This is a genomic window from Paenibacillus sp. Z3-2, from assembly GCF_054161325.1.
Genome location: NZ_CP096397.1, coordinates 1,484,087 through 1,498,721, shown reverse-complemented (window position 1 = coordinate 1,498,721; position 14,635 = coordinate 1,484,087). Strand labels below are relative to the sequence as shown.

The 14,635-nt window shown below is 48.2% G+C and carries 14 protein-coding genes and 5 tRNA genes; 8 read left to right on the top strand and 11 right to left on the bottom strand.

What is annotated here, in order from left to right; genetic code table 11:
• Nucleotides 1-5: 5 nt before the first annotated feature.
• From M1D71_RS06430 to M1D71_RS06420, 3 genes are read left to right on the top strand one after another with little or no spacing between them, the layout of a single operon-like run.
• The gene (locus tag M1D71_RS06430) at nucleotides 6-701 is read left to right on the top strand and encodes an urease accessory protein UreF (protein WP_458125743.1); all 696 of its coding nucleotides are present in this window, start codon (nucleotides 6-8) and stop codon (nucleotides 699-701) included.
• A gap of 33 nt (nucleotides 702-734) precedes the next feature.
• Nucleotides 735-1,454, top strand: a complete 720-nt coding sequence (gene ureG, locus M1D71_RS06425) for an urease accessory protein UreG (RefSeq protein ID WP_458125742.1) — start codon at nucleotides 735-737, stop codon at nucleotides 1,452-1,454.
• Nucleotides 1,455-1,482: 28 nt separating this feature from the next.
• Nucleotides 1,483-2,331 carry an urease accessory protein UreD gene (locus M1D71_RS06420; protein WP_458125741.1) on the top strand — a complete coding sequence of 283 codons (849 nt, stop codon included), beginning with the start codon at nucleotides 1,483-1,485 and terminating at the stop codon, nucleotides 2,329-2,331.
• A 107-nt stretch (nucleotides 2,332-2,438) separates the two neighbouring features.
• Here M1D71_RS06420 and M1D71_RS06415 read toward each other — a convergent pair whose 3' ends face one another.
• The 4 genes from M1D71_RS06415 to M1D71_RS06400 form a co-directional block, all read right to left on the bottom strand.
• Nucleotides 2,439-2,864 (bottom strand): helix-turn-helix domain-containing protein, encoded by a 426-nt coding sequence (locus tag M1D71_RS06415; protein ID WP_458125740.1) that lies wholly within the window; start codon nucleotides 2,862-2,864, stop codon nucleotides 2,439-2,441.
• A 172-nt stretch (nucleotides 2,865-3,036) separates the two neighbouring features.
• Nucleotides 3,037-3,119, bottom strand: a tRNA-Leu gene (locus M1D71_RS06410).
• 17 nt (nucleotides 3,120-3,136) lie between these two features.
• Nucleotides 3,137-3,212 (bottom strand) — tRNA-Lys (locus tag M1D71_RS06405).
• 106 nt (nucleotides 3,213-3,318) lie between these two features.
• Nucleotides 3,319-3,390 (bottom strand) — tRNA-Glu (locus M1D71_RS06400).
• A 307-nt stretch (nucleotides 3,391-3,697) separates the two neighbouring features.
• Between M1D71_RS06400 and M1D71_RS06395 the strand changes: the two genes are divergently transcribed.
• Both M1D71_RS06395 and M1D71_RS06390 read left to right on the top strand, forming a co-directional pair.
• Nucleotides 3,698-4,474 (top strand): DeoR/GlpR family DNA-binding transcription regulator, encoded by a 777-nt coding sequence (locus tag M1D71_RS06395; RefSeq protein ID WP_062833114.1) that lies wholly within the window; start codon nucleotides 3,698-3,700, stop codon nucleotides 4,472-4,474.
• Between the two features lie 4 nt (nucleotides 4,475-4,478).
• Entirely contained in the window at nucleotides 4,479-5,375 is an 897-nt protein-coding gene (locus tag M1D71_RS06390) for a Cof-type HAD-IIB family hydrolase (RefSeq protein WP_458125739.1), read from the top strand.
• Nucleotides 5,376-5,440: 65 nt separating this feature from the next.
• On the opposite strand, the gene M1D71_RS06385 is transcribed toward M1D71_RS06390, so the two are convergent.
• A complete protein-coding gene (locus tag M1D71_RS06385) occupies nucleotides 5,441-6,034 on the bottom strand; it encodes an MgtC/SapB family protein (protein WP_458125738.1) in 594 nt (197 codons plus the stop codon).
• A gap of 160 nt (nucleotides 6,035-6,194) precedes the next feature.
• On the bottom strand, nucleotides 6,195-6,854 hold the full coding sequence (locus M1D71_RS06380) for a flavin reductase family protein (protein WP_458125737.1): 660 nt from the start codon (nucleotides 6,852-6,854) through the stop codon (nucleotides 6,195-6,197).
• 108 nt (nucleotides 6,855-6,962) lie between these two features.
• Between M1D71_RS06380 and M1D71_RS06375 the strand changes: the two genes are divergently transcribed.
• A complete protein-coding gene (locus M1D71_RS06375) occupies nucleotides 6,963-7,661 on the top strand; it encodes an ArsR/SmtB family transcription factor (RefSeq protein ID WP_458125736.1) in 699 nt (232 codons plus the stop codon).
• Nucleotides 7,662-7,891: 230 nt separating this feature from the next.
• Here the strand turns inward: M1D71_RS06375 and M1D71_RS06370 are convergent.
• The 3 genes from M1D71_RS06370 to M1D71_RS06360 form a co-directional block, all read right to left on the bottom strand.
• Nucleotides 7,892-7,980: transfer RNA gene (locus M1D71_RS06370), tRNA-Ser, on the bottom strand.
• A gap of 6 nt (nucleotides 7,981-7,986) precedes the next feature.
• A tRNA-Asn gene (locus M1D71_RS06365) sits at nucleotides 7,987-8,062 on the bottom strand.
• A gap of 93 nt (nucleotides 8,063-8,155) precedes the next feature.
• Entirely contained in the window at nucleotides 8,156-8,617 is a 462-nt protein-coding gene (locus M1D71_RS06360) for a SprT family protein (RefSeq protein ID WP_458125735.1), read from the bottom strand.
• A gap of 119 nt (nucleotides 8,618-8,736) precedes the next feature.
• Between M1D71_RS06360 and M1D71_RS06355 the strand changes: the two genes are divergently transcribed.
• Nucleotides 8,737-9,093: a hydrolase/acyltransferase gene (locus M1D71_RS06355; protein ID WP_336759533.1), complete on the top strand. Its 357-nt coding sequence runs from the start codon at nucleotides 8,737-8,739 to the stop codon at nucleotides 9,091-9,093.
• Nucleotides 9,094-9,273: 180 nt separating this feature from the next.
• The gene (gene cmpA / locus M1D71_RS06350) at nucleotides 9,274-9,417 is read left to right on the top strand and encodes a cortex morphogenetic protein CmpA (protein WP_105408244.1); all 144 of its coding nucleotides are present in this window, start codon (nucleotides 9,274-9,276) and stop codon (nucleotides 9,415-9,417) included.
• A gap of 159 nt (nucleotides 9,418-9,576) precedes the next feature.
• On the opposite strand, the gene M1D71_RS06345 is transcribed toward cmpA, so the two are convergent.
• Both M1D71_RS06345 and M1D71_RS06340 read right to left on the bottom strand, forming a co-directional pair.
• Nucleotides 9,577-11,799: a Tex family protein gene (locus tag M1D71_RS06345; RefSeq protein WP_458125734.1), complete on the bottom strand. Its 2,223-nt coding sequence runs from the start codon at nucleotides 11,797-11,799 to the stop codon at nucleotides 9,577-9,579.
• 502 nt (nucleotides 11,800-12,301) lie between these two features.
• A complete protein-coding gene (locus M1D71_RS06340; protein WP_458125733.1) occupies nucleotides 12,302-14,491 on the bottom strand; it encodes an alpha-galactosidase in 2,190 nt (729 codons plus the stop codon).
• Nucleotides 14,492-14,635 lie beyond the last annotated feature (144 nt).

The window sequence follows — 14,635 nt, the reverse complement described above, 5'->3', positions numbered from 1 at the left end:
AACGCATGATGAATAGTGGCACGAAGCTACTTCGTTACGTTCAACTGCTGGATTCAGCGCTGCCCATCGGCGGGTTCTCCCATTCCTTCGGTCTGGAGGCTTATACGCATGATGGCACCGTGCGAAATACCGCGCAGCTTGAACAGTTTATTCGCAGCCAGCTTCATTCCAGCCTTGTTCGACTAGATGGCCTTGCCATCAAAGGAGTCTATCAGGCGATAAAACAGCAAGATGCCGCTCTACTTGCTCTATATGACAAGCGTGTCCACGCCCAGCGCTCCCCTCGGGAACTCAGGGAAAGCGGCCACAAAATGGGAAAGCGACTGCTTAAGCTCGCCCGCTCACTTTATCCATGGATGGACTTTTCCCTGATTGATGAGGCCATCCGGGAATACGGCGCGTATTGCGGCATCACGACCATTCACGGTTATATCAACTATCAATTGGAGATTGGATTGGATGAAGCCGTCACCGGGCATCTGTATACCTCAGTTAACGCTTATGTGAATAGCGCACTTCGCCTTCTGCCCATCGGACAAACCGAAGCGCAAATGTTGATTCAGAAACTGCTTGATGACATTGAAGCGGAATGGGCTCTCATTCGGGAAAATGACCCGGAAGACATGCACAGCTTCGGAATCGCCCAGGAAATCTACGCCATGCGGCACGAGAACTTACCCGCGCGACTGTTTATGTCTTAACTACAACTTTTATCTAACTTAGGAGGAATTGTTATGTGTGGAGGAGCTAATCATACGCATCATCCGGAGTGGGAACGCAAGGCATTTGATCGGAGTCGTCCGATGCGAATTGGAATTGGCGGACCGGTAGGTTCAGGTAAAACAGCCCTTGTGGAGAAACTATCCAAGGCACTGCGTACACGTTATAGTCTTGCTGTCATCACCAATGACATATATACCAAGGAAGATGCCGAAATCTTGCTGCGTCAGAATGCATTGGCACCAGAGCGTATTATCGGCGTAGAGACAGGCGGATGCCCGCACACAGCTATTCGCGAGGATGCCTCCATGAATTTCGAAGCGGTTGACGAGTTAATTGCACGTTTCCCGGATCTGCAACTGATCTTTATCGAGAGCGGCGGCGACAATCTCTCTGCCGCATTCAGTCCAGAACTCGCTGATGTGTTCATCTACATTATCGACGTCGCCCAAGGGGAGAAACTTCCTCGCAAAGGCGGTCCCGGCATCACACGTTCAGATCTGTTGCTAATCAACAAAACCGACCTTGCCCCTTACGTTGGAGCAAGCCTGGAAGTCATGAAAAATGATACGGAGCGGGTACGCGAAGGCCGTCCTTATGTCATGTCTAATCTAATGAGCGGTGAAGGTGTGTCCGAGATTGTCCACTGGCTCGAACATCAATATATGGATGACGACACTTCCGCTGCACATCTGCATTCACACAGCCATGAGCATGGCACTCACTCGCATTAATTCATCTTCTGTTCCCACGGGAACAGAGATGAATCGGAACGAAAGTGCAGGTGGACCCGTCACGCGCCGCAGCGAGCTTCGGGCCACTTTTGCCTTTCAAGGTGAGCGGACTGTCATGACCGATCGTTATTACAGTGCACCTCTCCGGTTTAGCCGATCCTTTCGACCTCCCGGAGGCGGAACCGAATTATGTGTGTATACGTCAGACGTCTCTCCCGGCGTCCTTAACGGGGATCATTATCATTCCGAGTGGGTATTAGGCGAAGGAACCCATGTGATGCTGAGCAGTACGTCAGCTACCAGGCTTCATCCCACTCCATCGCTTCCTTCATCTGTCAATCATCATTTTCGGTTGGGAAAAGGAGCCACACTGGAATATTTCCCTGAATGCGTTATCCCCTTCAAGGGAAGTTCTTCATCACTCGCTGTAACCTTTGAGCTGGAAGACCAGGCTATCCTGGCTTATGCAGATATCTGGTCTGCCGGACGCATTCATCGGGGAGAAGCTTTCCAATTCAAGCGTTACCGCAGCTTGACGGAGATATGGCAAGGAGAGCAACTGGCTGTCTGGGATCGATTCGGAATCGAACCGGAAACCGATGACCCCAAACACTCAGCGTCCCTCCTTCACTATACCCACACGGCTGCGTTATGGATGATTGCCCCGGGACTGGGCACTGCAGAGTTGGAACAAGTCAGATCCGCTCTGCCACCAGATGGACGAATGCTCGCAGGTGCGAGTTTGCTGGCAACCGGAGGCATCGGCGTTCGACTACTTGGCATGGCAGCTTGGGAGCTTCAGGAGCAATGTCTTCAGATCTGGAATACACTCCGTCCCCATCTACTGGGCAAAGAAACCCTCATCTTTCGTAAATAAGGCATGAAGCATGCATGGATAAACACAAAAACCTCTGAACATATTCCGAGTATGTTCGGATTAGTCCAGAGGTTTTTGTACATTTAGTCTATGGTTGCTCATATCGTTTACGCTTCGTTTTCCTCAGAATTGTTTTCTGATTTGTTCTCAGCTCCATAGCGATAGTCTCCTGCATCTTTGCTTTCCTTGGATTTGCGGTAACGGGTAAACTCGATATATTCACTGATAAAAGACTGTTCCACAGTCGATAATTCACTTTCCTGGCAATTCAATTGCCGCAACACGTCAAAAAAATAATCCTCCCGTTTTTCCCGTACCATCGCTTCCTTCGACGGACGCCCAATCATGAGCCAGTCCAGGCTCACATCAAAAAACGAAGCAATCTCAATTAACTTATTCGTACTCGGAATAGACTTGCCACGTTTCCAATCACCCAGATTGCCTGTGCTAATCTTCAGCTGTTGGCAGAAAGCCTTCTTGGTCATTCCTCGTTCGGCAATCAGGTGTTCAATTCGCTCATAGATCGACTGCATACAAGAACCGCCTTCCAACCGTAATAATCAACTCATCTGCTTGAATTATACCACATTATTCCTGAATGCTCAGCCTTTAAATACCTGACATGCCACCAGGTGTATCGCATAACACAAAGATAGACTCCCATGAGTAACCATGAGAGTCTATCTTATAACGTTGTTACTGTGATGCGGTCGAGAGGACTCGAACCTCCACGGGTATACACCCACTACCCCCTCAAGATAGCGTGTCTGCCATTCCACCACGACCGCATATTCAATTGTAAAAATGGTGAGCCATGAAGGGCTCGAACCTTCGACACCCTGATTAAAAGTCAGGTGCTCTACCAACTGAGCTAATGGCTCTTGCTGTAAACTTCACCGGATGTGCCATGCTTCATTCTAGTCTCTAAGAGCAATGACTTTGAGGATTTCTCATCAGGAATATAGATCTCATGAGGTGGTGAAGATATGACCCGTAGGGGATTCGAACCCCTGTTACCTCCGTGAAAGGGAGGTGTCTTAACCCCTTGACCAACGGGCCTTAATAACTAGTTGTCTTTCTTGGCGACAAGAATGAGTATACCACAGGACAATTTGAACTTGCAATACTTTTTTTCGAATTTACTTTTCACCCCTTTTTGCCCATTGCATACCACGCTTCAGAGATCCGTTATTCGCCCTCTCCCCATTCACGCTAATGTCATCCCCGTGCTGGAACAATGTAAACCATTCATCAAAACACTTATAAAAACTTACGTTCACTTATAATATTGCAAAGTACATTAGGAATACTTATAATTAAAGTATCAGTATAAGTACGGTCATCCATACACCCGGAGGTGACATGTTTGTTTCAAGAAGAACGAATGCAGCTCATTGTTGAACATCTACGCAAACACAATCGCATCTCAGCCGATGATATTGTCACCTTATTTGATGTATCACGGGATACTGCTCGTAGGGATCTGATCAAGCTTGAGGAACAGGATGCCATCATTCGAACACGCGGCGGTGCCATTCTCCCCCCTCCTCCGCAAGAATTCAGATCCTATAAAGACCGTCTACTCGATGTTTCTGAGGAAAAGAGGGCCATCGGCAAGCTCGCGGCGGCCATTGTAAGACAAGGCGAGATCATTATTCTGGATTCTTCCACAACCGTGCAGGCGTGTGCCGAGAACTTGAACGGCAAATCCTGTACCGTCATTACCAATTCAATTCATTCCGCTGATCTTCTCTCCAACCACACGGCTGTCCAGATTCGTTTACTCGGCGGCAAAGTGGATAAGGAACAACGTTATGTCTACGGTACTTCTGTTATCGAGACCCTCTCCCACTATTATGTAGATAAAGCCTTTATCGGAATTGGCGGTATCACCATGGATGGCTTCAGTGCTTCCGAAGAGGAAGGGAAAATTAAACACCAAATGATGAAGGCTGCCAAGAAAGTCGTTGTTCTTGCAGATCAATCCAAGTTTGATAGACGTTATGGTTATCGTTTTGCCGACTGGTCATTGGTGGATGTATTGATTACGGATCAATGGCCAACCAAAGAATGGCTTGTTTTTCTAGCCGAACAGCAAGTTGAGATTCTCATTCCTGAACCTACAGATGATAAGGAGTTGTAAGTATATGAAATTATTTGCCACAGATTTAGATGGAACATTATTGAACAGAGACAGCCAGATTAGCCCGGAGAACGCAGCAGCCATCCAAAAAGCACAGCAATCCGGTATGAAAGTTACCATTGCTACAGGCCGCGTCTATTCCGATGTTGTGACCATCAGCCGCGAAGGCGGAATCAAAACCCCAATTATCGGCTCCAATGGAGCGACAATTCATGACGCAGACGGTGAACGTTTATTCCATCTTCCGCTCGAGCGTGACACAGCAGCTTCCGTCATGCAGTGGCTGGAAGATCATGATGTCTATTATGAGGCTTCAACGCAACAAGGCATCTATGCCCCGCTTAGCAGTCATGAAACTTTGCTCGCTGAGATGGAACGCGTTCTGGGTTCTAATCCCGGTGAGGACATTGCACGGATGATTCGGGCCATCAAGAAACACTACGACAAAAAAGACTACCACCGCGTAAACAGCCACCTCGAAATTCCGGCAGAAGCTTACATCTATAATATTATGGCCTTCTCCATGAATCCGGACAAAGTAAAGACAGGACGAGAATACTTCGCTTCCCGATCCGATGTCGCAATGGTTGTATCCTTTGAGCATAACTTCGAAATGCAGCACCCGGACGTATCCAAAGGTAATGCCCTGTCCAAACTGGCGGCTCACCTGAACATCTCCATGGAAGATACAGCAGCGATCGGCGATAACTTCAACGATGTCTCCATGTTAAAAATGGCTGGACTCGGCATCGCCATGGGGAATGGCGAACCCGAAATTCAAGCATTAGCCAAAGCCATAACGCTGACGAATGTCGAGCACGGTGTCGCACATGCCATTGAGTGCCTGCTTGAAGGGAAACCGGTGTCCCGTCCGGAAACCGTTGTCGGAGAAGGTCAATAACTGACCCTGTGCTACAACCAACCACTGAACCTGCATGGTCACCTGTTAATCCATGCAGGTTCGCTTCATTTCAACTCAGCAGATCGAACATGAGGCACGTCCTGTAACAAAATAATCAGTTGCTCGCCCCGGTATGAACCCGGCAGTTGCAACGTGAACTCAAGCACAGTCTCTTCCACGGAGCCTGTGCTTGTTTGCTGTTCTGTTTTAAATCCGATGACCGAGATCTTTTCCTGTCCCAGAAGTGCCAAAACAGCCTTCAGGGCCTCCCCTTCCTTTTGCAAGTGGATGGTTAACGTCTCTGTTCGGGCCGACACCAGCCAGCGTGTGGGTCTATGCAGTAGCATCTGTGCAACTACAATAAGCAGTGTCACCCCTGCACCTGTCCAATACAGACCTGAACCTACCGCAAGCCCCATGCCTGCCGTAGCCCATATTCCAGTCGCTGTGGTCAATCCTCTGACCGTGTGGCGCTGCGTGAAGATCATGCCTGCTCCAATGAAACCCACACCGCTAACCACCTGTGCTGCAATCCTCGATGGATCAAGAGACAGATTGTCCCAGCCAGCTTGATCCTGGAATCCGTACTTGGACACAATCATCATCAGGGCAGCACCGACAGCGACCACAAAATGAGTACGAATTCCCGCCTCTTTCATACGGTTTTGCGCTCATATCCAATCAGCACACCACATATCCCAGCTATGAGTACACGCATCAAGTATTCCACTTCCATGCACATCACCTCTTTCGTTATGTATATGCTTACATGTGTCTTTCTTTACTATTACCCAATCTTTCCCTTGAACCTCACTCAGGTCAATTCTCTGCCCGGAAATTTTCCCCTTGTCTCTCTCCCAATCCGTAATAATGTCTGAAATTATATATCAGAGGATGCCATTCCTCCGGATTAATCTTGTTCGGTCCAGATATCAGGCGTGTGTGCGCGTGCACCTTCAACGCTTTCACTTCCACAATCGCCATGAACGGTGTATGTTCGGGAACACGTATGTGTTGTACAGACGCTTCAATCTGGAGCGGACATTCAGCTATTTTATCTGGAGCCACATGAACCGAGCTTTCAGATGTCAATCCAGCTACAGTGAATTTATCATGGCAAAACGTATAGCCCATCTGCCTTTTCTCCTCAGGAACCGGGGTAACTCCCGTATAACGACCCAATGCTTCAACCTGTTTCCACATAGATACATCCGGCAAATTAATCACACACTCAGGGTGTCGACTCAGATTTTCATAGGCTTTGGCCTGTGTACCTACACCGAGAACCAGACAGTCCCCCAGTGCCCAAGATGAGGACAGTGGAGACAGGTTCGTTGACCCACCCTTGTTTAATGTGCTTAACAGCAATACAGGCGTACCATAATATAAAATACTGGGATTAATCGTTTCGTGTTGAATCCATTCTGGACTTTGGGACAATTGCTCTGTAGCAAAGTCCTGTTTCGTTATTTTGTTCATCCTGTACCTCTCCTGTTCCAATTCCATTGGTTTTATTATCTCAATCTGACCCCTATGGGTCGATACAACAGAATTGTAATACAGCAATAGTTCATATATCATCGAAGTATGAATGTATATCCGAATATTACTATTATTGCGTCGTTAATCGCTGATCCAAGCCGCTCTATTTTTCTGTCATCTTTGCTGGATGGGCGGGCATTGCCCGCTGGAGAGCTTGCTCATATAGCAGGTGTCACTCCCCAGACGGCAAGCAGCCATCTCGCCAAACTCGTCGAGGGAGGATTACTTGAAGTTGAACAGCAGGGCCGTCACCGATACTACCGTCTTGCAAGCAAAGAAATTGCTAATCTGATTGAAACGATGGCCAGTATCGCCCCGCCGGTACAGGTACGCTCTCTCAAACAATCCGATCAGCTTCAACAATTGAGCTATGCACGGACCTGTTATGGTCATTTGGCAGGTAAATTGGGAATTTCGCTCTGTGAAGCCTTGTTAGAGAAGGGGTATCTTACAGAGCCCGAAGAGGCACACAGTAAGGATTACCATGTTACGGAGGAAGGAACGCAATGGTTCACCACGTTTGGAATTAAACTTCAGATGAAGCCGGGATCACGCCGGGCCATCGCTCGTAAATGTCTGGATTGGAGCGAACGCCGTCATCATCTCTCAGGCATGCTTGGCGAACAGCTAAAGCAACGATTATCGGAACTGGAATGGACTCGTCAAAAAAAAGGAAGTCGCTCTGTCGAAGTGACGGAAGCAGGCAAGAAAGGTTTATATGAGGTGTTGGGTATCTCACTATAGGCTGTAGATGGAAGTGCAGCACAGGATTAACGAAGAAGAATAAAACGCAAAAAATCCCCTTCACTGTGACCGGTTAGCCGATCTAATGTGAAGAGGATTTTATTGTTTATTCAGAACGGAGAGAGAGGGATACTCTCACTTCGTTCGAGACTGCGAAGTATTGCTAACGAAGCTGATGCTCCGACGAACCTTTAGGGTTCTCATCCCTTTGCAGAGAAGTTTAATCAGAACGGAGAGAGAGGGATTCGAACCCTCGCACCGCTTACGCAGTCTAACCCCTTAGCAGAGGGTCCCCTTATAGCCACTTGGGTATCTCTCCAAGAAATGGCTCCCCGAACAGGGCTCGAACCTGTGACAACTCGATTAACAGTCGAGTGCTCTACCAACTGAGCTATCAGGGAAAATTAACTTGAATAAGATTAATTTATCATGATTAATAATCCAAGTCAACATGCCTTTCATCACTTTCTTACGCGTAGTGAACAATACACACATCAGATATTCTGAAGTGCCAGTTTTCCCGCACAACGACCACAGCGGTAACGCTTCGGATCTATTTTCCGCTTACGCAAATATTCCGTACCACAGCTCTTGCACACCAGCTTATAACGATAGGGTAATGGCTTCCTGCCTTTGCCGTCAGGAAGGGATTGGCAGAACCGTGAGCCTCCTACCTTCTGCAATAAAGCCTTAAACTCCGGGTCCCGATGCTGATAACCGCGACCGCGAATATGCAGATGATAGTGGCATAGCTCATGCTTGATAATCTTCTCTACCTCATCTCGCCCGTAGGCTTCGAGCTGATGCGGATTGATCTCAATCCGGTGACTTTTGAGCATATAACGTCCACCTGTGGTAGTCAGACGACCGTTAAACAACGCTTCGTGGGTGAACGGAACTCCGAAATGATCCAGCGATACCTGTTCAATCCATCGTTGTAATTCCTCATTTTCCATCGGTATCCTCTCCTTGCACCCCCTCGGAGTATTGGTTTTTCCGGCCATATACTTGAATTTTAACCGTTTCGTAGGCTACACTGTCAAGTAGAATGTATGAGGGGAGATTATTACTCGTTATGCCTACAATGCGCTATGTTATCTTGCAGCAGGAACAACAATTGCAGTTTGTGGAAATGCCTTCAGATTATGCCTATCAACTCAGTGCGCTCAATCTGCGCCTGCATAAGGAAATTGATAAACTCACTGCAGCAGATGTCCCTGTCCTGCCTTGGGCGATCGCCGAATGCGACAACCTCGATCTCCTGAACGAAAATCTTACTATTATTGGCGGCCTTGATTATATCAATGCACTTGAAGAATCTTTTGCAGCACTACGTGAAAGCCATTATCCTTTGATCTCCCTGCTTACCGAAATTCGGGCGCTTCAGGCCCAATTGGAACAATGGTATGAAGAAGAGATGGAAGCTCTCTAATTCACTCCACGTATCATTTTAAAATGAGAACAACGGAAAGCACATCTCCCTGCATTGGGATTTGTGCTTTTTGGTGATTGAGATATTGATTTGCCGGGGTCCTTCACTTATCCCGCACAGTCCAGGCTATTGTCACATATGCTAACGTACAGATGAATTATGCAAGAGGAGGAGATACCCTTGCCTCAATGGCTTTGCAATCAACTGATGCGTGCATTTCACAAAAAGGACAGCCGGCAAATCAAGCTGCTGAACGAATGCTGGTTCTTTTATCGTAACAAACCAGCAAGCGGCACACCGCGCAGCGCGGAGAACGAACTTTAAGAGGTTGTTCAAAAAGTCCGCTTTTGACTACGAACTTTAAGAAAAAGCACATGATCATAGCTACCGTACTTACCAGAGGAATGAGAACGGATAACGGGACCATTATTGTCGACAACAAACAGCCTTCCTACTCAGGAAGGCTGTTCTCCAATCCTATAACTAAGAAGACTGTTGTGCGGACGCAGGCTTCTTCATCGTAAGGCCGACACGGCCTTTTTTGGTATCTACATTCATGACCCACACCGTTACGTTATCCCCGACAGACACCACGTCCATCGGATGTTTAACATATCCGTTGCTCAGTTGTGAAATATGGACAAGCCCATCACTCTTAATTCCAATATCGACAAAGGCACCGAAATCAATAACGTTCCGAACTGTACCCTGCAGCTCCATGCCTTCCACCAGATCCTCAATTTTCAATACATCCGTACGGAAGATTGGCAATGGCATCTCTTCACGCGGGTCACGACCCGGACGCTGCAAGCTGTCCAGAATGTCACGCAATGTAGGCACACCCACGTCCAGTTTCACAGCCAGCTGCTCTGGCTGTTGCTCAGAAAGCAATACCGACAGTTCCTTGGTACCCAGCTTGTCCAGTGCAACCTGAAGCTCCTTGAACAGCTGATCCACGACCTTGTAGGATTCAGGGTGAATCGGTGTACGGTCCAGTGGGTTCTCACCCTCACCAATACGCATAAAGCCTACACACTGCTCATACGTTTTGGCGCCTAGACGTGGTACTTTCTGCAACTGGCGGCGGTTCGTGAACCGACCATTTTCTTCACGGTACTTCACAATGTTTTTGGCAATCGTAGCGTTAACTCCAGCAACATAGGACAGCAATGAAGGCGAAGCTGTATTCACGTCCACGCCCACATGGTTAACTGCGGATTCCACGACAGCCTTCAGGCTTTCTTCCAAAATCTTCTGGGAAACATCATGCTGATATTGACCCACACCAATGGCTTTTGGATCAATCTTAACCAACTCAGCCAGCGGATCTTGCACCCGGCGAGCAATCGAAGCCGCACTGCGTTCAGCTACATCGAGGTCCGGGAATTCGTCCTGGGCCAGCTTGGATGCAGAATAGACACTCGCTCCAGCTTCGTTAACGATCAGATATACGAGACTTTCGTCACCGTTCTCCTGAATGATCTCGGCTACAAACTGCTCCGTTTCACGCGATCCTGTACCGTTACCGATAACGATCAGACCAATATCATATTGCTTGATCATCCGATGGAATACTTCGGCTGCTTCACGTTTCTTGTTGTGCGGTGGCGTCGGATAGGTAACAGCTACTTCCAATAGCTTGCCTGTATCGTCCACTACAGCCAATTTACAACCCGTACGATAGGCCGGATCGACACCCAGCACACGTTTGCCATGAATTGGCGGCTGAAGCAACAGGTTACGCAGGTTAGCCGAGAATACCGAAATGGCCTGATTTTCACCTTTTTCCGTAAGTTCTCCACGAACTTCACGCTCGATGGAAGGCGCAATAAGCCGCTTGTAGGCATCTTCAATTACCGCACGCAGGACGTCCTGTACGGCAGAAGCACCACGAATGATCTGTCCTTCCATGTGGCGATGGGCCGGCTCTGCCTGTACTTCGAGACCGACTTTCAGAATATTTTCCCGTTCACCACGATTAATCGCGAGAATACGGTGTGGAGGCATTTTCTTGGCTAATTCGCGGTAATCATAATAATTCTCGTATACGGACTCCTCTTGAGCATCCTTCGCCTCCGAAGTCAGCATGCCGTGATCCAAGGTGTACCGACGAATCCATGCACGAATGGCAGCATCGTCTGCAATGTTCTCCGCGAGGATATCTTTGGCTCCCTGAAGCGCCGACTCCGCATCTTCTACGCCCAGTTCAGCATTGATATAACGCGCAGCTTCCTGAAGCGCATCTCCTTGTTTCGGTTGACCCCAGATCCATACAGCAAGGGGTTCAAGACCTTTTTCTTTGGCTACGCTGGCACGCGTTTTCCGCTTCTGACGGTAAGGTCGATACAAGTCTTCCACTTCCTGCAGCTTCACAGCCTGGGTAATGGATTTCTGCAGTTCTGCGGTCAGCTTGCCCTGTTCCTCTATAATACGGATGACTTCCAATTTGCGATCCTCGAGGTTGCGCAGATACACAATGCGTTCTTCAATCGATCGCAGCTGGTTCTCATCCAGCTCTCCAGTCATTTCTTTACGGTAGCGCGCTATAAATGGAATCGTATTGCCTTCGTCCAGAAGCTCCGACGTAGTACGGACTTGCTTCAAGGACAGTGACAGTTCCTTGGCTACCTGTTTGATGATTCGTTCATGGCGTTCTGCCTTTATTGTTTCTTCATTGGGTTCCAGAACCGTTTCCTGTTCAGACAAAATAAATCCCTCTTTCCTTCCTGAATCGTTCGTTACAATCATTTCAGGGCAGCTCTGCTGCTGTAATTACAGTATGGTTGAATCATCAGATTCATCCACTCTACCTTATATTATCACAAAATCCCGTCCAAATTTCCATCAATCCGATAGCATACAAGTTCTGACAGGATGATGTCATTCTCAAGCCTTCCCCAATACACCATAAAAAGACCGAAAAACGTCAACACGACGCTCCTCGGCCCTCCCTTGTTAAAACCTTATATGCAATTGCAGTCTAAATAAGTGAAACTGCTCATTTACACGATGACGGAGAGGACAGAAAAAACCTGAAAAAGCGAAGCTATAAGCTTTCTGCAAGAAAGCTACTTCGGGAGCATACACTTCGCCTTTATCTCCGGATTTTCCCTTTGAGAAAAGGGAATCAAAAAATCTGGGGATAACAGCGATTGGAAGGTTGTTCTGTCATCGTAGTATCCGTGTAAATAAAATGTAGTTCACTTATCTAGACGCGCTCGAACCGGAACATCTCACTCAGGTAATCTCCTGATGCACTGCCTACTGAAATACCGCCATACATCAGGGCATCCCCGGTAAAGGTCTCCGAGCCGCCTTTCAGACGGTAATCCGCATTAGGGTCCAATCCTTTCAGTTTCAGACGCTGCAGTGGTGCATTCGGTTCAGAGAGCACGCGGAAGTAGAATACAACGGCTTCGCTACCGTCTGGTGCAATAAACATCCATGCTGTCTCATTGCCTTCAAATGGACTGAGCAAACGGCGGAATGTTCCATATTGAACCGTTCCACGGATCTCCTTGTACAGCTCTACCTGTGCTTTCACGATCTCGTTCTCTTCCTCCGTGAATTTCGTCAGGTCCAGCTCGTAACCGAAGTTGCCCGACATCGCAACATGTCCCCGAATCTCAAGTGAAGTTATCCGGTTGACCTGATGATTCGGTACCGCTGAGATATGCGATCCCATCGAACTTACCGGGTAAACAAGACTCGTACCGTATTGAATTCGCAGGCGGGATATGGCATCCGTGTTATCACTTGTCCACGTCTGTGGCATGTAATACAGCATACCTGGATCAAAGCGGCCACCACCACCAGAACAGCTCTCGAAGAGAATGTTCGGGAACGCCGAAGTGATTCGTTCCATAACGTCATACAGCCCCAGCATGTAACGATGCGCAGTCTCACGCTGTCTGTCTGCCGGAAGCAATGCAGAACCCACTTCCGTCATATTCCGGTTCATGTCCCATTTCACATAAGTGATTGGTGCAGAGCCAAGTACATCCGTTAACATGCGTACGATCTCATCACGCACATCCTGACGGGAGAAGTCGAGTACCAGTTGCTCGCGTCCTTCTGTCCGGCGACGATCAGGCACATGCAGACACCAGTCTGGGTGTGCACGGTACAGCTCACTGTCTGGTGAGATCATCTCAGGCTCGAACCACAATCCGAACTGCATGTCCAGACTTGTCACACGATTTGCCAGGTCATCAAGGCCTTGTGGCAATTTATTCTTATCTACAATCCAGTCACCCAGCGAGGAGTTGTCGCTGTCCCGGTGTCCAAACCAGCCATCATCCAGGACAAACAGCTCAATACCCAGCTTCTGTCCGGCGCGAGCAATCTGTTCGATTTTGTCTGCGTTGAAACCAAAATAGGTAGCTTCCCAGTTGTTGACCAGAACAGGACGTTCCGCATTACGGAACTGACCACGCGCAAGACGCTCCCGGTACAGTTCATGATAGGACTGAGACATGCCATCCAGCCCTGCATCCGAATACACCATAACGGTCTCAGGTGTCTGGAATGCTTCCTGTGGCTCCAGCTTCCAGCTGAACTCGAACGGGTTGATCCCAAGCGATACACGAGTGGTGTGGAACTGATCCACTTCAGCCTGTGCGGTGAAGCTACCGCTGTAGACGAGACTGAATCCATAGACTTCTCCCTGATCTTCATCCGTTCCCGGTGTCATCAGCGCAATAAATGGATTCTGTTGGTGACTGCTTGAGCCACGACGGCTCTCAATCCCTTGTAGTCCGGAAGCAAGAGGTCTGCGAACAATATCACGTTCACGTGTCCAAGCCCCTGACAACTGCAGCAATTCATAATCCGCATGCGGGAAATCGACGGAAGAACTGAGCGCACGCACCACGTTCACTGAGGTAGCGCTCTCATTAACGATACGCATGGAGCGTGTAATCGCATTAAATGCCGTAAAGGCTGTATAGGAAAGCTCAATCTTGATACCTGCGACTTTGTCTTCCAACTCAATAACCAGCGTCTCTGCTTCGTCATCGGATTCAACATACGTTGCTGGCAGTCCTGTAAGCGCTGCCTTTCCTTTGACCAGTCGATGGCCTGTATACGTAAACTCCGAAACCGTCGAGCCATTTTCAAGTTCCAGTTGGATAGCCGGATTACGGAAATCACTTGTGCCATACACGGGTAGTTCCACTGCCAATGTATCAAATGAAATCGTACGGTCCTCTGGTACCGGGTTCGGACTGAAAGATGCTCGTTCTGTCCGTACATGCAACCAGCTCAGATCGGTGTCGCGTAATTTTTTGCCATAATACAAATGTACCAAATATCCTGAAGGCAGTACCTGAAATACGTAACTGGCCTCACGGGTCTGTAAATGAAACTGAAGTTTCTCCTGATTGATGTAAATGCTCATATGTCTCCTCCACCTCTATATCTAAAAGTCTTTTGGGTAAACGGTTTCTCAGGTTCCATTATAACGAAAAGTATGCAAATGTTCTACGCTTTCATCAAGCTTTAATCAAAAGAGCGTACAACAACCCGAAGGATGTCATACGCT

Coding starts and splice junctions, on each gene's coding strand:
- M1D71_RS06430 (WP_458125743.1), top strand. CDS start 6: ATGATGAATAGTGGCACGAAGCTACTTCGTTACGTTCAACTGCTGGAT.
- ureG (WP_458125742.1), top strand. CDS start 735: ATGTGTGGAGGAGCTAATCATACGCATCATCCGGAGTGGGAACGCAAG.
- M1D71_RS06420 (WP_458125741.1), top strand. CDS start 1,483: ATGAATCGGAACGAAAGTGCAGGTGGACCCGTCACGCGCCGCAGCGAG.
- M1D71_RS06415 (WP_458125740.1), bottom strand. CDS start 2,864: ATGCAGTCGATCTATGAGCGAATTGAACACCTGATTGCCGAACGAGGA.
- M1D71_RS06390 (WP_458125739.1), top strand. CDS start 4,479: ATGAAATTATTTGCCACAGATTTAGATGGAACATTATTGAACAGAGAC.
- M1D71_RS06385 (WP_458125738.1), bottom strand. CDS start 6,034: ATGAAAGAGGCGGGAATTCGTACTCATTTTGTGGTCGCTGTCGGTGCT.
- M1D71_RS06380 (WP_458125737.1), bottom strand. CDS start 6,854: ATGAACAAAATAACGAAACAGGACTTTGCTACAGAGCAATTGTCCCAA.
- M1D71_RS06375 (WP_458125736.1), top strand. CDS start 6,963: ATGAATGTATATCCGAATATTACTATTATTGCGTCGTTAATCGCTGAT.
- M1D71_RS06360 (WP_458125735.1), bottom strand. CDS start 8,617: ATGGAAAATGAGGAATTACAACGATGGATTGAACAGGTATCGCTGGAT.
- M1D71_RS06355 (WP_336759533.1), top strand. CDS start 8,737: ATGCCTACAATGCGCTATGTTATCTTGCAGCAGGAACAACAATTGCAG.
- M1D71_RS06340 (WP_458125733.1), bottom strand. CDS start 14,491: ATGAGCATTTACATCAATCAGGAGAAACTTCAGTTTCATTTACAGACC.